Genomic DNA, 15,035 nt, shown 5'->3' with positions numbered 1-15,035 from the left:
CGCGAGGGAAAGGGGGGTGGAAAAGTGTTGACAAGCTATCGGCAGGTGCCTACATTACGCGGCTCACGCAGCTGCTGCAGCGACGTGAGACCCACTGCCCAGGTGGCGGAATTGGTAGACGCACTAGCTTCAGGTGCTAGCGGGGGCAACTCCGTGGAGGTTCGAGTCCTCTTCTGGGCACCAATTATAAACGAAGGCCGCCTAACAAGGCGGCCTTCGTCTTTTCCGGGTTCGTTCGTCTTTTCCGGGTTCGTTCGTCTTTTCCGGGTTCGATTAAAGTCAGGAAGGCCGCCTTTCAAAGCGGCCTTCGTCTTTTCCGAGTTTGATTGAAGTCAGGAAGAACCTGCGCCCTGCTCCGTCCCCTGCGCAGCGGGGGAGGATGGGGAGGGGTCGATCTTCGTCAATCCGGGGCAGAAGCCTCACCCTTCCTGACCTCCCCTGCACGCAGGGAAGGAGCCGCGCCCGTAACCGCCGGCCCCTTCAACTCGATCATGTTGCCCTGCGGGTCGTACAGATAGATCGACGGCCCCTCGCCGCGCGCGCCGTAGCGCGAACCCGACTCGCCGATGCGCACACCATGCGACTTGAGATGAGCCATGATTGCCGCCTCGTCGTACGCCTCCACGCGCAGGCAGATGTGGTCCACGTTGTGACCCTCGGGGCCGGGCGCCGCGCCACCCTGACGACCCAGCTTGCCGTCCATGCTGACCAGGTCGATCAGCGATGCGCCCGCGCGCAACTGCACCAGGCCGATCTCGTCCTGCCGGCGCTCCTCATGGCATCCCAGCACCTCGACGTAGAAGCGCTGCATGGCTTCAATGTCGATGGCGCGAAGCACCACATGGTCGATTTCGCCAATACGGATCATCACCTTTTCCTTGCATGAACCGGTGTCCGAGGATAGCGCCGTCGCGCCGCCAGCCCCTGTATAATCGCCGCGGTAAACGCATGGTGGGAGAAGCGGTCGTCCCTTGCTGGAATTGACTGCTGCCGAAGACGCAACGCCCGTAATCGCTCAGGCCCCCATACCACCGCGCGCAAACACTCTGGAGAGACCGGTTGAATCCGGCGCCGAAGGGGCACGAAGCGACCACAACGGTGCTTCCAAACTCTCAGGCAAAAGGACAGAGGGGCGCCCCGCGTGCGGCACGCACGCTGTCTTCGGATGCCCTGACATGAGCCACCCCACCCATGCCTCGTTGCGCGACCTGGAACACCATGGCGCGTTCATCGAACGTCACATCGGCCCGGACGACGCCGAAATCGCCCGCATGCTGCACACGATCGGCCACGCTTCGCTGGAGTCGATGACCGACGCCATCGTGCCCGGCTCGATCAAGTCGACCGCGCCGCTGGCCCTGCCCGAGGCGATCACCGAAGAGGACGCACTGGCCCGGATCCGCGCCATCGCCGACAGAAACCAGGTGTTCCGCAGCTTCATCGGCCAGGGCTACTACGGCACGTTCACGCCCAACGTCATCCTGCGCAACATCCTCGAGAACCCGGCCTGGTACACGGCATACACGCCGTATCAGGCGGAAATCTCGCAGGGCCGCATGGAGGCGCTGATCAACTTCCAGACGCTGTGCGCCGACCTCACCGGCATGGACATCGCCAACGCTTCGCTGCTGGATGAGGCCACCGCCGCGGCCGAGGCGATGACCCTGGCCAGGCGCTCAGCCAAGGCCAAGGGCAACGTCGTGGTGGTGTTCGGCGACGCCCACCCGCAAACCATCGAGGTGATGCGCACGCGCGCCGAGCCACTGGGCCTGGTGATCAAGCTGGCCGACTCGGCCGAGGCGTGGGACGCCGCGATCGCCGCGGACGACTACTTCGCCGCGCTGATCCAGTACCCGGCCAGCAGCGGCTGGCTGATGGACTGGAGCGAAGAGACCGCGAAGATCCATGCGAAGCATGCGCTGGCCATTTTCGCCACCGATCTGCTGGCGCTGACCCTGCTCAAGACGCCCGGCGAAATGGGCGCCGACATCGTGATCGGCAACTCGCAGCGCTTCGGCGTGCCGTTCGGTTTCGGCGGCCCGCATGCCGCCTTCATGGCCTGCCGCGATGCGTACAAGCGCTCGATGCCGGGCCGGCTGATCGGCGTGTCGGTGGACGCGCAGGGCAACACGGCCTACCGCCTCACCCTGCAGACGCGCGAGCAGCACATCCGCCGCGAGAAGGCCACCAGCAACATCTGCACCGCCCAGGTATTGCTTGCCGTGATGGCCTCGATGTACGCGGTCTACCACGGCCCGGACGGGCTGGTGCGCATCGCCTCGCGCGTGGCGCGGCTCACCGCGATCCTGAAGGCCGGCCTGCAGCAGCTCGGCTTCAGCGCCAGCCACCACGACAGCGCGTTCGACACGATCAGCCTGAAGACCGGCGACCGCACCGACGCCCTCGCCGCCCGCGCGGTGTCGCTGGGCGCCAACCTGCGCAAGGCGTGGGACGAATACCTGTGCATCTCGCTGGACGAAACCACCACGCGCGCCGACATCGAACTGCTGTGGCGCATCTTCGGCGGCGATGACGCGACGCTGCCCAGCATCGATGCACTGGACGCCAACGCACCGTCGCTGATCCCCGAGACGCTGCGGCGCACCTCGCCCTTCCTCACCCACCCGGTGTTCAACAGCCACCACAGCGAGCACGAGATGCTGCGCTACATGCGTGCGCTGGCCGACAAGGATCTGGCGATGGATCGCACGATGATCCCGCTGGGTTCGTGCACCATGAAGCTCAACGCCACCGCCGAGATGATCCCGGTCACCTGGCCGGAATTCGCCAACATCCACCCGTTCGCGCCCGCCGCTCAGACGCAGGGCTACCAGGAACTGATCACGGGGCTGGAAGCGCAGCTGGCGGAGATCACCGGCTACGACGCGGTGAGCCTGCAGCCGAACTCCGGCGCCCAGGGCGAATACGCGGGCCTGCTGGCGATTCGCGCGTATCACCAGTCGCGCGGCGAAGGCCATCGCGACATCTGCCTGATCCCCGAATCCGCCCATGGCACCAACCCGGCGTCCGCCCACCTGTGCGGCATGAAGGTGGTGGTCACCAAGTGCGACGCGAACGGCAACGTGGACCTGGAAGACATCCGCGCGCAGGCCGCGAAGCACTCGGCCAACCTCGCCGCGATCATGCTGACCTACCCGTCCACCCACGGCGTGTTCGAGGAAGACGTGGTCGCCATCTGCGACATCGTCCACCAGCACGGCGGACAGGTGTACACCGACGGCGCCAACATGAACGCGCTGGTCGGCGTGGCCAAGCCCGGCAAGTGGGGCTCGGACGTCAGCCACCTCAACCTGCACAAGACCTTCTGCATCCCGCACGGCGGCGGCGGCCCCGGCGTGGGCCCGTGCGCGGTGCGTTCGCATCTCGCCCCGTTCCTGCCGGGCGCGCTGGGCAACGACGGCGCGCGCACCCAGGGCACTGGCAACGGCGCGATGGTCAGCGCCGCCACCTTCGGCAGCGCGTCGATCCTGCCGATCAGCTGGATGTACATCACCCTGATGGGCCAGCAGGGCCTGCGCAAGGCCACGCAAGTGGCGCTGCTCAACGCCAACTACATCGCCAGGCGCCTGGACGCGCACTACCCCACCCTGTACACCGGCCGCAACGGACTGGTGGCGCATGAGTGCATCCTCGACCTGCGCCCGCTGAAAGACAGCACCGGCATCAGCGCCGAGGACGTGGCCAAGCGGCTGATCGATTTCGGCTTCCACGCACCCACGCTGAGTTTCCCGGTGTCGGGCACGCTGATGGTGGAGCCGACGGAAAGCGAATCGCAGGGTGAACTGGATCGCTTCATCGACGCGATGATCCAGATCCGCGACGAGATCCGCGCCATCGAGAATGGCCAGCTCGACCGCGAGGACAACCCGCTGAAAAACGCGCCGCACACTGCCACCACGGTCACCGCCAGCGAATGGACGCACGCCTACCCGCGCGAACTGGCCGCCTTCCCGCTGGCCAGCCTGAAGCTGCAGAAATACTGGCCGCCGGTAGCCCGCGTCGACAACGTCTACGGCGACAAGAACATCATGTGCGCCTGCATCCCGGTGGACGCGTACAAGGAAGACGTCGAGGCGTAAACCGCCGTTGCATCATCGGAAACGGCAAAGGCCCCGCATGCGGGGCCTTTGCTTGTTGACGCCTGTCGACCATTTCGCCCGCTACGGTTCGTCGGCCATCGCGATGCGGTTGCGGCCCTGCAACTTGGCCTGGTACAGCGCGCGATCCACCGCATCGATCAACGACAACGGCTCGTCGGCCATGTCGGGGACCACCGCGCCCACACCCAGGCTGACCGTCAGCACCGGGGCCGCGCTGGATTTCTCGTGCGGCATCTGCGTCTGCTCGATCAACTCGCGGCACCGCTCGGCCATGCTGCGAGCGGATTGCGCGTCGGTCTCGGGCAACACCAGCACGAACTCCTCGCCGCCGTAGCGGGCCAGGAAATCGCGCGGCCGGGTGGCCATGGAGTCGAGCAAGGCGCCCACCTGCTTGAGGCAGTTGTCGCCCTGGATATGGCCGTAGTGGTCGTTGTACTGCTTGAAATAATCGATATCGAGCATCACCAGCGACAACGGCTGCCGGCTGCGCTGCGCGCAGCTCCATTCGTTCTTCAGCACCTTGTCGAAACAACGCCGGTTGCCCACGCCGGTTAGGCCGTCCTTGAACGAAAGCCGTTCCAGCTCGCGCTGCATGTTGAGCAGCTTCTCCTCGGTGCGCTTGCGTTCGCTGATGTCGAACATGAAACCGACCAGCGCCTCGACCTCACCCTCGCCGTTGCGCACCACGTGCACCACGTCGCGGATCCACACGTATTCGCCGTTCTTGCTCAGCGCGCGGTAGTCCGCCTCGTGGTCGACGCCGTCCTTCGATTGCGCCACGCAGAAATCCACTACCCAGGCGCGGTCTTCCGGATGCATGCGGTCGACCCAGTCCTGCACGCTTGCCCAGCTTTCCGGCGTCCAGCCGAGCAGGCTCTCGATCTGCGGCCCGATATAGGCAAACGCCATCGTGGCCCAGTCGATCTTCCAGGGAATCGCGTTGGTGGATTCCAGCAACGTCCTGTAGACGTCACCATCAAGCTCAGTCCTTGCTTCGATGTCCACCATCGTTCCCTCCATCCGATCCAGAGCCGGCATGCCGGCGTTTTTTTGATCTTGCAGGAGCCGCGAATCAGGCGATGAGACGCACCGCTGCATGCCGCCCATCCGCCCAAAGTACACCTCAGGGCTGTCCGGCGCGAGCCAGCAAGGCCAGCAGTTGCTGCGGCTCGTCATAGTCAATGCGCTCGCCGGCGCGCAAATCGCGGCGCATCAGGCGAATCATCTGCCGGGTGATCTCCTCGGGGAAATCGCTCGCCGGCTGCCCGGTCACTTCCGCCAGCCGGCCCGCGATCACCGTCGGATCGCTGACTACCGGGCAGACCCGATAACGGTAGCTTCCACCGATCGCCCGTGGCGCCAGATCCATGAAGCGGCCAGGGATCTGCCTGAACGAACTCAGGGTGAGGCGGTACGCGTTGTGCCCCAGCACCGGCAGGTCGTCGGGCACCGGTTTCAGGTCGTCCAGCTCCTGCAGCCCGGTCGCCAACGGCAACAGCTGGTCCAACTGGTAATCCTGCACATGCGGATTGCCCACGCGCGCCAGGTTGGCGATCAGTTCGCCCAGCGAGGCATGGCCGATGATCGCCGCGCGCTTGGGCAACCCGCCCCAGATGCCATCGGCGCCATTGAGCAGCGCCTCGATCACCGAGGCATTCTCGAAACCGGCGCCGGCATGGATATGCACCAGCAATTTCAGCGGCGGCGGCAACAGGCTGCGCGCCACCGCCACATAGGCGCCGACCTGGAACGGCAGGAAGCTGCCGCGGTCGTCCTCGAAGGTGACGCCCTCGATCGGCAGCCCCGCCAGCAGGTCGATGATGGAACAGGTCACCTCGGGACATTCGGCGAAGGCATCGCAGCCATCGACAATATTGACCAGGATGCGCGGCCGCGTGCCGTCCTCGCCGCGGATGTTCTGGCACAACCAGTCGATGCTCGCCGGCAGGCTGCGGCGCAGGGTTTCCAGGTCGTATTGCGTACCCCTGCCCGCCTTGGTGATGGAGATCTCTTGCACCGTGTTGGGCACGCCGTACGCACGCAACTTCAACTGCGACGGATCGGGCGTGAACACGCCATCGGCCGACTGGATACCCATCGCGGTGAACGCGAAGCAGCCGGTCATGTCGACCTGCTGGTCACGCAGGTGTTGCATGAAATCGTCGTCGACCTCGAGCTCCTCCGGCATCGCGTAATCGAGCGTGCCGAGCGAGATATTCCGGAAACCGAACTCGCGCAGCTTCGGCAGGATCGCCAGCTTGTCCGCCAGCGTCTGGCCCAGGTTCGAGCCCACCGGATTTTCCCGCAGTGACAGATCGATCAGGTACGGCTCGATGCGGCGCAGTTGGTCCAGCTTGGCGTCCGCCCGGGCCAGGATGGCATGGGCACGCTCCAGCGCTTGCTGTGTCAGTGGCACGATGGTCCCCTTGTTGACGTCGACGCACGATCGATCGCGGCGCCCGAGATCATACAAGCGGTGTTTGACGCCGCGCTTACTCCTCCACGTAAGTACGCGGCACCCGCTTCAGTGCACACAGCAACTGGTACGCGCTGGTCTCGCAGCGCGCAGCCAGGTCATGCACACGCACTTGCCCACCCCACAACTCGACCCGGCTGCCCAGGCCGGCAGCCGGATGGTCGGTGAGATCCACCGTCAGCATGTCCATCGACACGCGGCCGACCAGGTCGCCGGGCCGGCCATCGATGGCTACCGGCGTGCCATTGGGAACGAATTGCGGATAGCCGTCCGCATAACCCATCGCCACCACACCGATGCGGCTGGGCCGGCGGGTGACGAAGCGCGCGCCGTAGCCCACCGGTTCGCCCACGCCGAGGTCACGTACGCTGATGATTCCCGACTCCACCGTCATCACCGGGCGCAAGCGGTCTGCCACGGGATGGGTGCCGGCAAACGGCGAGGCGCCATACAGCATCAGGCCAGGCCGCGACCAGTCGCCATGCACATCCGGCCAGCCCAGCAGTGCGGGCGAGTTTTCCAGGCTGGTCGGCAGCGACGCCTCCGCACAAACCTGGTTGAACAGCGCCAGCTGCTGCCCGGTGCGGTCGCAATCCAGTTCGTCGGCGCGGGCGAAATGAGTCATCGCCACCACTTCACCAACGTGCGGCATGGCCTGCAGGCGATGCCACGCGGCGCCGTAATCCTGCGCCGCCAGACCCAGCCGGTGCATGCCCGAATCAAGCTTCAGCCATACCGTGAACGGCTTCGCCGGCCGCGCGCGCTCGATGGCGTCGATCTGCCAGTCTGCCTGCACCACGAACCACAGGTCGTGAGCCTCGATCAACGCCAGTTCGGACGCTTCGAAAAAACCCTCCAGCAGCAGGATCGGCGCGCGTATGCCGGCCTCGCGCAATTCCAGCGCTTCCTCGATGCAGGCCACGCCAAAACCATCGGCTTCGGGTTCCAGCGCGCGGGCACAGCGCACCGCACCGTGACCATAGGCGTCGGCCTTGACCACGGCCAGCGCCTTGCGGCCGCCCAACTCGCGTGCGAGGCGATAGTTGTGGCGCAACGCGGCCAGATCGATGAGCGCACGTGCCGGGCGCATCAAGCGTTCGCCCCCGCAGCACGCGTGCCGTAGCGCGAAATATCCAGACCCTCGCCGCTGATCTGCGGCGGCCGCCCGGTCATCAGGTCGGCCAGGTAGCGACCCGAGCCGCAGGCCATGGTCCAGCCCAGCGTGCCGTGACCGGTGTTGAGGTAGAGGTTGTCGAGGCGGGTGGCGCCGACCACGGGCGTACCATCCGGCGTCGCCGGGCGCAGGCCAGTCCAGAACGAGGCGCGGGTCAGGTCGCCGCCATGGGGGTACAGGTCGTTGATCACTTTCTCCAGCGTCGCGCGCCGGCGTGGCGACAGCGACAGATCGAAGCCGGCGACCTCGGCCATGCCGCCAACGCGGATGCGCTGGCCAAGCCGGGTCACGGCGACTTTGTAGGTTTCGTCAAGGATAGTGGAGGTTGGGGCCATTGCCGGGTCGGTAATCGGCACTGTCAGCGAATAGCCCTTCAACGGATAGACCGGCAGCCGAATGCCCAGCGGTACCAGCAGCCGCGGCGAATAGCTGCCCAACGCCAGCACGTAGCGATCGGCGCGTTCTGTTTGGCCGTCTATCCGTACGCCGGTGATGCGGCCGCCATCGTGCTCGAACCTCTCGATGGTGGCACCGAAGCGGAACTCGACACCGGCCGCCTGCGCGCGCTCGGCCAGGCGCCGGGTGAACAGCTCGCAATCGCCGGTTTCGTCGTGAGGCAGGCGCAAGGCGCCGCTCAACTGGTCGACCACGCCGGCCAGCGCCGGCTCGGCCCGCACGATGCCGGCGCGGTCCAGCAGTTCGTACGGTACGCCGTACTGATCGAGCACGGCCGTGTCCTTGTCCGCCCCGTCAAGCTGTGCCTGGGTGCGGAACACCTGCATGGTGCCCAACTGGCGGCCTTCGTATTCCAGCCCCGTTTCCTTGCGCAGCTCATCCAGGCAGTCGCGGCTGTACTCGGACAGGCGCACCATCCGCGCCTTGTTGATGGCGTAGCGGCTGGCCGTGCAGTTGCGCAACATCTGCAGCAGCCACAGGTATTGCTGCGGATCGAGGCCGGGCCGGATCGCCAGCGGCGCGTGACGCATGAACAGCCACTTCAACGCCTTCAGCGGCACCCCCGGGGCGGCCCATGGCGACGCATAGCCGGGGGAAATCTGGCCGGCGTTGGCGAAGCTGGTTTCCAGCCCGGCCCCCGGCTGGCGATCGACCACGGTGACCTCGAACCCCGCACGCGCCAGATACCACGCGCTGCAGACGCCGATCACGCCACTGCCCAATATCAATACCCGCATTGCCCTCGCCCGCCCTGTCGTTCGCCCGCACCTGCGCGGGAATCGGAGGCGAGTATAGGAAGGTTCGACCAGGCTTGTTTTCCGTCTTTTGTGCCAATGACAGGTAAAATCACTGCCAAACAGGCAAGCAACGGAGCTTTCATGGCCGGCCAACGCCGCAACTTCGACAAAATCGACCGGAAAATCCTGCGCGTGCTGCAGGAAGAGGGCCGCATATCGTTCACCGACCTGGGCGAGCGGGTCGGCCTTTCCACCACGCCCTGCACCGAACGCGTGCGCCGGCTGGAACGCGACGGCGTGATCACCGGCTATCACGCGCGGCTCGATCCGCAACTGGTCGGCGCCGGCCTGCTGGTGTTCGTGGAGATCAGCCTGGCCTACAAATCAGGCGACATCTTCGAGGAATTCCGCACCGCCGCGCTGCGCCTGCCCAACGTGCTGGAATGCCACCTGGTTTCCGGCGCGTTCGATTACCTGATCAAGGCGCGCATTTCCGGCATGGCGTCGTACCGCAAGTTGCTCGGTAGCACCTTGCTGACGCTGCCCAACGTGCGCGACTCGAAAAGCTACATCGTGATGGAAGAAGCCAAGGAAACCCTGACCCTGCCCATCGGCGACCGCATCGGTCGCGCCGATGGCGGACGGGATGGCAAGGGCGACTCAGGGCCATGAGCGGCCGAGGTTGTCGCTCACAGCGTCGGAAAATCCTGCCCATGCCAGGCAGCATGTACACGTGGCTGGATGCAGCGTGCACAAACCCTGGAATCAACGCGACGCCAGCGGACGACTGAAACCCGCCTCCATTCGCTGCATGCAGTGATGCAAGGCCTGCTTCACGACAGGTGCTTCCTCAAGCAGGTCGGCGTGGGTTTGCAGCTGCTGCGCGCAGGCCTCCAACAATTGCCGAACCCGTTCGCGCGGCTGCTCGATATCGCAGCGTCCGGCCAGATCCAGCAGATGCAGTCGCGCTGCCTGGAAGCTCTTGCTGCCTCCGAGAGTGAGCGCCAGCGCATCGTCGGGAAGGTACGCGGTGGTGTTGACGATGTCATAGGCCGGCGCAATGCGGCAGTCGGCTGCGGCAGGGTGGGTGTAGAGCAAACCGAAGTTCTTCAAGTGTGCATCACCGTTTCCCACGATCACCGACAGCGCCACCATGTCGAACAACTGGGTCAGCGCCGCCCGTACGTTTTCAGCCGGGCAGTTGTTGCGGATGACCCTGGCCAGGCGCTCATAGCTGCCTTCATACTTTTGCGGCGTACCCAGCCCCATCAGCGTCGCCATGTCCTCGAAGCCCAACGGCATCCCGTCGTCATGTCGGCGATCGAAACGACGCATCACGAACAGGTCGTGTCGGTCGGACAGATAAAACTCGGGCACGGGAATGTTGGCGGCGCGCGCGATCGACATGCATACGAACTCATTGATCGCCAGTCCCGGGTACTGCACCTGGCCGCTTTTCACGATCAGGTCGCCGGCGATCAAGGTGGCTTTCGATGCCGGAGGCTCGAACCGCTCGGGTACCAGTACCTTCGGCTGCACGCCCGAAACGCCAGTGCGCAACAGATAGCGTTCCACCAATTCGGTAAACAGATCTTCGGTGCCGTCCCACGCGAGGATCTCTGCCAACCGCTCACCTTTCGCCGCCGTTTTCGTCTTGCCGAACAGATGCTCGATCTCCGGCGATTGCACGCACAAACGACCGATCGCGCCATCGTTCCCGGTGAGCGCAAGCAGCAACATGGGATCGAAATGGCTGAGTTTGGCCAGGCGCAGGCGCAGCTGCTCCAACACGAAACCCTCTGGCAGGCTTTGCTGAAAGATCGGCAGCAGTTGGGTGGCGCGGTACTGATCGCGCCGCACCGGCATGGTCAGGCTTACCGCGACATCAGGGGTGCTGCCCGAATAGCGAAATTCATAGTGCCCGGCTTCATGATGCAGGTCGCCGCTCACGCCCTGCGGCGTCAACACCTGCGCAAGCACGACGGTGGCCGTTTCCCTACTCACGGTAATGCTCCGCGAGCTCCTCAAAGGCCGGGCGTTGCGCCGGCTCCAGCCGGAACGCCACATCCAGCGCCGCCGCGATCCGGGCGTAACTTTCGAAAGCCACCGAGCCCCTGCCCTGTTCCAGCAGCACGAGCTTGGAGCGCGCCATGCCGGCGCGCTCAGCCAGAGCAGCCTGGGTAAGGCCCCGGCGTTTGCGCAATTCGCGGATCTGGCGGCCCGTGTCGCGTAGAAGGAAATCGATATCCATGTCTCCAATATCAGACATCCAACTCTAAATGTCCAGCCTGACAGTCATTTAGTTTATGAATCCAGACCACCTCCGCCGCGGCGGGAACGAAGCCATTCCCAGGGTGCGGCGATGAGTTCGATCAACATGCGATGTCGATCAACCTTCCGCACCGCATCACATGGGAATGGGTGATCCGCGGCCTGCACGTCCGGCCCAAAGAAAAACCCCGCGTTTCCACAACGCGGGGTTCGTCAGTCCTGAGCCTCGCGGCGCAAGACCCGCCTGTCGCGCGATCAGCCGTGATCAGGCGAACGGATCGTCCAGGCTGATGGTGTCGTCGCGGTCGGCACCGGTGGCGACCAGGGCCAGGCGGCAGCCGGAGAGTTCCTCCACCGCGCGCAGGTAGGCGCGGGCGGCGGCGGGGAGCTTGTTCCAGTCGCGGATGCCGGCGGTGGATTCCTCCCAACCGGGGAACTCCAGGTACACCGGCTTGCACTCTTCCCAGCCGTCCGCGTCCAGCGGCGCCAGTTCGCGGCGCTTGCCGCGGTATTCGTAGGCGACGCAGACCTTGATGCTGGGCAGGCCGTCCAGCACGTCGAGCTTGGTGATGGCCAGGCCGTTGATGCCGTTGATCTGCACGGCGCGCTTCAACGCCACGAGGTCGATCCAGCCGCAGCGGCGCGGACGACCGGTGCTGGCGCCGAACTCGTTGCCCTTCTTGCGCAACAGCTCGCCCATCTCGTCATTGAGCTCGGTGGGGAACGGGCCGCTGCCGACACGTGTCGCATAGGCCTTGCAGATACCCAGCACGTAGTCGATGTCGCCCGCACCTACGCCGGTGCCGGCCAGGGCGCCGCCCACGGTGGTATTGGACGAGGTGACGTAGGGGTAGGTGCCGTGGTCGATGTCCAGCAGCGCGCCCTGTGCGCCTTCATACAGGATGTTGCCGCCGTCGCGGCGCACGTCGTGCAGGATGGTGGCCACGTCGTCGACCAGCGGGCGGATGTATTCGCCCCAGGCCAGCGCGTCCTTCAGCACGGTGTCGTAGTCGACCGGTTCGGCCTTCAGCCACTGGGTGAGGATGAAGTTGTGGTACTCGACGGCGGTCTTCAGCAGTGCCGGCAGCTCGTGCGGGTACATCAGGTCGGCCACGCGCACGCTGCGGCGGGCCACCTTGTCCTCGTACGCCGGGCCGATGCCGCGGCCGGTGGTGCCGATGGCCTTGCCGCCGGCGGCAATCTCGCGCGCCTTATCGACCGCGATGTGGTACGGCATGATCAGCGGCGTGGCCGGGCTGATCTTCACGCGCGACCGCACCTCGACGCCATTGGCTTCCAGTTCGGCGATCTCGCTGATCAGCGCTTCGGGCGACAGCACCACGCCGTTGCCGATCAGGCACAGCGCGTCGTCGCGCAGGATGCCCGAGGGGATCAGGTGCAGCACGGTCTTCTTGCCTTTGATCACCAGCGTGTGGCCGGCATTGTGGCCACCCTGGAAACGCGCCACCGCACTGACCCGCTCGGTCAGCAGGTCGACGATCTTGCCCTTGCCTTCGTCGCCCCATTGCGCGCCAAGGATTACGACTGACTTGCCCATGATCTTCTCGCTCACTATGCGTTGATTCCACGCGGGAACCGGGAAATAACTCATGCATCCGGGCTAGCCCGCGATGCACCTCAATGGAACCATTGCAACAGCACCAGGCCGATGATCACGGCGCACGCGCCGAACAGTCGCAAGGTCCGCGGAGACAACGTCAACGCCTGTCGCACCATCGCCTGCCAGGATGCCGGTGCCGCAAACAGCAGCAGACCCTCGAGCACCAGCACCAGGCACAGCGCGGCCGCCAGCTGATGCATCGATACCGCCTAGCGCTTCTGTGCAGGCTGGTTGAAGTAGCGCATGAACTCCGAGTCGGGCTTCAGGATTAGCATGCCCTTGCCATCCTCAAACGACTTACGGTAAGCCGCCAGACTGCGGTAGAAGGTGAAGAACTCGGCATCCTGACCGTAAGCCTTGGCGTAGATCGCCGCGGCCTGGGCATCGCCCTCACCACGAATCTTGGCCGCATCGCGCATCGCATCGGCACGCAATACCTGGCCCTGGCGATCGGCGTCGGCCTGGATCTTCTCGGCCGCTTCCTGACCGGTGTAACGCAGTTCATTGGCCAGTTGCAGGCGCTCGGCACGCATGCGCTTGTAGACCGATTCGCTGACCTCGTTGGGCAGGTCGATGCGCTTGATGCGCACGTCGACCACGGCAATGCCGAGGTTCTTGCGGGCCGACGCATCGGTTTGCGCACGCACGCGCTCGGTGATGTCCTTGCGGCCGCCGGAGATCAGGTCGGGCAGCGTGCGGGCGTTGAACTCGAAGCGCAGCGCATCCTTCACGATCGGGGTCAGCCGCTGTGCCGCCTGCAACTGGTCGCCGCCGGTGGCGCGGTAATACGCGGCGTTGTCCAGCACGCGCCACTTCACGTAGAAGTCGACGTTGACGCTCTTTTTCTCGGAGGTGAAGTAACGCTCCGGCGGCGCGTCCAGCGACAGGATGCGCTTGTCGAAATGCATCACCTGCTGGATCACCGGGATCTTGAAATGCAGCCCCGGCTGGTAATCGGTGTGCACGATGCGGCCGAATTGCAGCAGCAGCGCGCTGTGCCCTTCGCGAACCACGAACATGCTGTTGAGCCCCAGCAGGATCAACAGCACCGCGACGACGCCTGCGGCTATCCGGCTCATGGCTGTGCTCCCTTGTCGGCTGAATTGCTGCTGGCGGCGGGCACCACGACATTCGCGCTGGATGAATCCGCATTGGCCGAAGTGGCCGTGCCGCCCTGTTGTGCCGGCAGGTTGATGATGTTGCGGCCGTCGGAGCCGTCGATCACCTTGGGGTTGTCAGCCATCACCTGTTCCATGGTTTCCAGCCACAGCCGCTTGCGGGTGACCTCCGGTGCCGCCTGGTACTGCTTCAGCATCAGGTCGAAGCGGTCGGTGTCGCCTTCGGCGCGGGCAATGCGCTCGGCCTTGTAGCCGGCCGCCTCGGCCGCGATGCGCGCCGCGTCGCCGCGCGCCACCGGCACCACCTTGCTGGCGTAGGCCAAGGCGCCGTTCTCGATGCTCTGCTTGTCTTCGCGGGCGTTGTTGACGTCGTCGAAGGCATCCTTCACCTCGTTCGGCGGCGCCACGTTCTGGAAGCTCACCTCGGTGACGCGCAGGCCCGAGTTGTAGCTGTCCAGCGTTTTCTGCAACGCCACCTGCGCCTCGCTGACCAGGCTGGCGCCGGCCGCGGACAATATCTGGTCCATGTCGCTGCCGCCGATCACCGAACGCACTGCCGCCTCCGCCGCGGCGCCCGTGGTGCCATCGGGATCGTTCAGCGAGAACAGGTATTTGCGGGCATCGTCCACCTGGTATTGCACGGTGAAATCGATGGTGATGATGTTTTCATCGCGGGTCAGCATGGCGACCTTGTCGGTCACCGAGCGGATGCGGGTGGCTTCAACCTTGGTGATCGTCTCGAACGGCACCGGCAGCTTCAGGTGGAAGCCCGGCGGCAACGTGCGCGAATACTGGCCGAAGCGCAGCACCACGCCCGCCTCGCGCGCACCGACGATGGTGTAGCTGCTGAACAGCACGCTGAGCACGATCAACACCACCACGACGGTGATGATGCCGCCCGCGCCATTGCCGAACTTGCCGAAACGGCTCTTCAGCTGCTTGAGCAGGTCGTCCAGGTTCGGCGCACCGCCCGAGGGCCGCTTGCGGTTCCATGGATCGCCCTGTTGTCCCTTACCGGGTTCATTCCACGCCATGAGTCAGTCTCCTTGGGACCGCTGGAG

General features: G+C 65.2%; 13 protein-coding genes, 1 tRNA gene and 1 riboswitch. Of the genes, 3 read left to right on the top strand and 11 right to left on the bottom strand.

The window, feature by feature from the left end:
* Nucleotides 1-96: 96 nt before the first annotated feature.
* Nucleotides 97-183 (top strand) — tRNA-Leu (locus ACFPK0_RS06035).
* A 217-nt stretch (nucleotides 184-400) separates the two neighbouring features.
* Here the strand turns inward: ACFPK0_RS06035 and ACFPK0_RS06030 are convergent.
* Nucleotides 401-868 (bottom strand): VOC family protein, encoded by a 468-nt coding sequence (locus tag ACFPK0_RS06030; RefSeq protein ID WP_377339092.1) that lies wholly within the window; start codon nucleotides 866-868, stop codon nucleotides 401-403.
* 168 nt (nucleotides 869-1,036) lie between these two features.
* Nucleotides 1,037-1,138, top strand: a riboswitch (glycine riboswitch).
* Between the two features lie 37 nt (nucleotides 1,139-1,175).
* Here ACFPK0_RS06030 and gcvP point away from each other — a divergent pair.
* A complete protein-coding gene (gcvP, locus tag ACFPK0_RS06025; protein ID WP_377339090.1) occupies nucleotides 1,176-4,100 on the top strand; it encodes an aminomethyl-transferring glycine dehydrogenase in 2,925 nt (974 codons plus the stop codon).
* A gap of 81 nt (nucleotides 4,101-4,181) precedes the next feature.
* On the opposite strand, the gene ACFPK0_RS06020 is transcribed toward gcvP, so the two are convergent.
* From ACFPK0_RS06020 to ACFPK0_RS06005, 4 genes are all read right to left on the bottom strand, one after another.
* Nucleotides 4,182-5,129 carry a sensor domain-containing diguanylate cyclase gene (locus tag ACFPK0_RS06020; RefSeq protein WP_377339088.1) on the bottom strand — a complete coding sequence of 316 codons (948 nt, stop codon included), beginning with the start codon at nucleotides 5,127-5,129 and terminating at the stop codon, nucleotides 4,182-4,184.
* 115 nt (nucleotides 5,130-5,244) lie between these two features.
* Nucleotides 5,245-6,537: a beta/alpha barrel domain-containing protein gene (locus ACFPK0_RS06015; RefSeq protein ID WP_377339086.1), complete on the bottom strand. Its 1,293-nt coding sequence runs from the start codon at nucleotides 6,535-6,537 to the stop codon at nucleotides 5,245-5,247.
* Nucleotides 6,538-6,613: 76 nt separating this feature from the next.
* Nucleotides 6,614-7,687 carry an alanine racemase gene (gene alr / locus ACFPK0_RS06010; RefSeq protein WP_377339084.1) on the bottom strand — a complete coding sequence of 358 codons (1,074 nt, stop codon included), beginning with the start codon at nucleotides 7,685-7,687 and terminating at the stop codon, nucleotides 6,614-6,616.
* On the bottom strand, nucleotides 7,687-8,964 hold the full coding sequence (locus tag ACFPK0_RS06005; RefSeq protein ID WP_377339082.1) for a D-amino acid dehydrogenase: 1,278 nt from the start codon (nucleotides 8,962-8,964) through the stop codon (nucleotides 7,687-7,689). Before ACFPK0_RS06005 ends, alr begins: the two co-directional genes overlap by 1 nt.
* A 141-nt stretch (nucleotides 8,965-9,105) precedes the next feature.
* Between ACFPK0_RS06005 and ACFPK0_RS06000 the strand changes: the two genes are divergently transcribed.
* Nucleotides 9,106-9,636: a winged helix-turn-helix transcriptional regulator gene (locus ACFPK0_RS06000; protein ID WP_377339080.1), complete on the top strand. Its 531-nt coding sequence runs from the start codon at nucleotides 9,106-9,108 to the stop codon at nucleotides 9,634-9,636.
* A gap of 93 nt (nucleotides 9,637-9,729) precedes the next feature.
* On the opposite strand, the gene ACFPK0_RS05995 is transcribed toward ACFPK0_RS06000, so the two are convergent.
* From ACFPK0_RS05995 to hflK, 6 genes are all read right to left on the bottom strand, one after another.
* Nucleotides 9,730-10,968, bottom strand: a complete 1,239-nt coding sequence (locus tag ACFPK0_RS05995; protein ID WP_377339078.1) for a type II toxin-antitoxin system HipA family toxin — start codon at nucleotides 10,966-10,968, stop codon at nucleotides 9,730-9,732.
* Entirely contained in the window at nucleotides 10,961-11,215 is a 255-nt protein-coding gene (locus ACFPK0_RS05990) for a helix-turn-helix domain-containing protein (RefSeq protein WP_056080377.1), read from the bottom strand. The genes ACFPK0_RS05995 and ACFPK0_RS05990 overlap by 8 nt, the downstream gene beginning before the upstream one ends.
* Nucleotides 11,216-11,500: 285 nt before the next feature.
* Nucleotides 11,501-12,793 (bottom strand): adenylosuccinate synthase, encoded by a 1,293-nt coding sequence (locus ACFPK0_RS05985; RefSeq protein WP_056081068.1) that lies wholly within the window; start codon nucleotides 12,791-12,793, stop codon nucleotides 11,501-11,503.
* An 80-nt stretch (nucleotides 12,794-12,873) separates the two neighbouring features.
* Nucleotides 12,874-13,056: a DUF2065 family protein gene (locus tag ACFPK0_RS05980; protein WP_377339075.1), complete on the bottom strand. Its 183-nt coding sequence runs from the start codon at nucleotides 13,054-13,056 to the stop codon at nucleotides 12,874-12,876.
* A gap of 9 nt (nucleotides 13,057-13,065) precedes the next feature.
* Nucleotides 13,066-13,935 carry a protease modulator HflC gene (gene hflC, locus ACFPK0_RS05975; RefSeq protein WP_377339073.1) on the bottom strand — a complete coding sequence of 290 codons (870 nt, stop codon included), beginning with the start codon at nucleotides 13,933-13,935 and terminating at the stop codon, nucleotides 13,066-13,068.
* The gene (gene hflK / locus ACFPK0_RS05970) at nucleotides 13,932-15,008 is read right to left on the bottom strand and encodes an FtsH protease activity modulator HflK (RefSeq protein WP_056080384.1); all 1,077 of its coding nucleotides are present in this window, start codon (nucleotides 15,006-15,008) and stop codon (nucleotides 13,932-13,934) included. Before hflK ends, hflC begins: the two co-directional genes overlap by 4 nt.
* Nucleotides 15,009-15,035 lie beyond the last annotated feature (27 nt).

Source organism: Rhodanobacter ginsenosidimutans (genome assembly GCF_042655685.1).
GTDB lineage: Bacteria > Pseudomonadota > Gammaproteobacteria > Xanthomonadales > Rhodanobacteraceae > Rhodanobacter > Rhodanobacter ginsenosidimutans.
Note: the sequence above shows the minus strand (reverse complement) of the source record. Positions and strands in the feature narration are given on the sequence as shown.

Coding starts and splice junctions, on each gene's coding strand:
- ACFPK0_RS06030 (WP_377339092.1), bottom strand. CDS start 868: ATGATCCGTATTGGCGAAATCGACCATGTGGTGCTTCGCGCCATCGAC.
- gcvP (WP_377339090.1), top strand. CDS start 1,176: ATGAGCCACCCCACCCATGCCTCGTTGCGCGACCTGGAACACCATGGC.
- ACFPK0_RS06020 (WP_377339088.1), bottom strand. CDS start 5,129: ATGGTGGACATCGAAGCAAGGACTGAGCTTGATGGTGACGTCTACAGG.
- alr (WP_377339084.1), bottom strand. CDS start 7,687: ATGCGCCCGGCACGTGCGCTCATCGATCTGGCCGCGTTGCGCCACAAC.
- ACFPK0_RS06005 (WP_377339082.1), bottom strand. CDS start 8,964: ATGCGGGTATTGATATTGGGCAGTGGCGTGATCGGCGTCTGCAGCGCG.
- ACFPK0_RS06000 (WP_377339080.1), top strand. CDS start 9,106: ATGGCCGGCCAACGCCGCAACTTCGACAAAATCGACCGGAAAATCCTG.
- ACFPK0_RS05990 (WP_056080377.1), bottom strand. CDS start 11,215: ATGGATATCGATTTCCTTCTACGCGACACGGGCCGCCAGATCCGCGAA.
- ACFPK0_RS05985 (WP_056081068.1), bottom strand. CDS start 12,793: ATGGGCAAGTCAGTCGTAATCCTTGGCGCGCAATGGGGCGACGAAGGC.
- ACFPK0_RS05980 (WP_377339075.1), bottom strand. CDS start 13,056: ATGCATCAGCTGGCGGCCGCGCTGTGCCTGGTGCTGGTGCTCGAGGGT.
- hflC (WP_377339073.1), bottom strand. CDS start 13,935: ATGAGCCGGATAGCCGCAGGCGTCGTCGCGGTGCTGTTGATCCTGCTG.
- hflK (WP_056080384.1), bottom strand. CDS start 15,008: ATGGCGTGGAATGAACCCGGTAAGGGACAACAGGGCGATCCATGGAAC.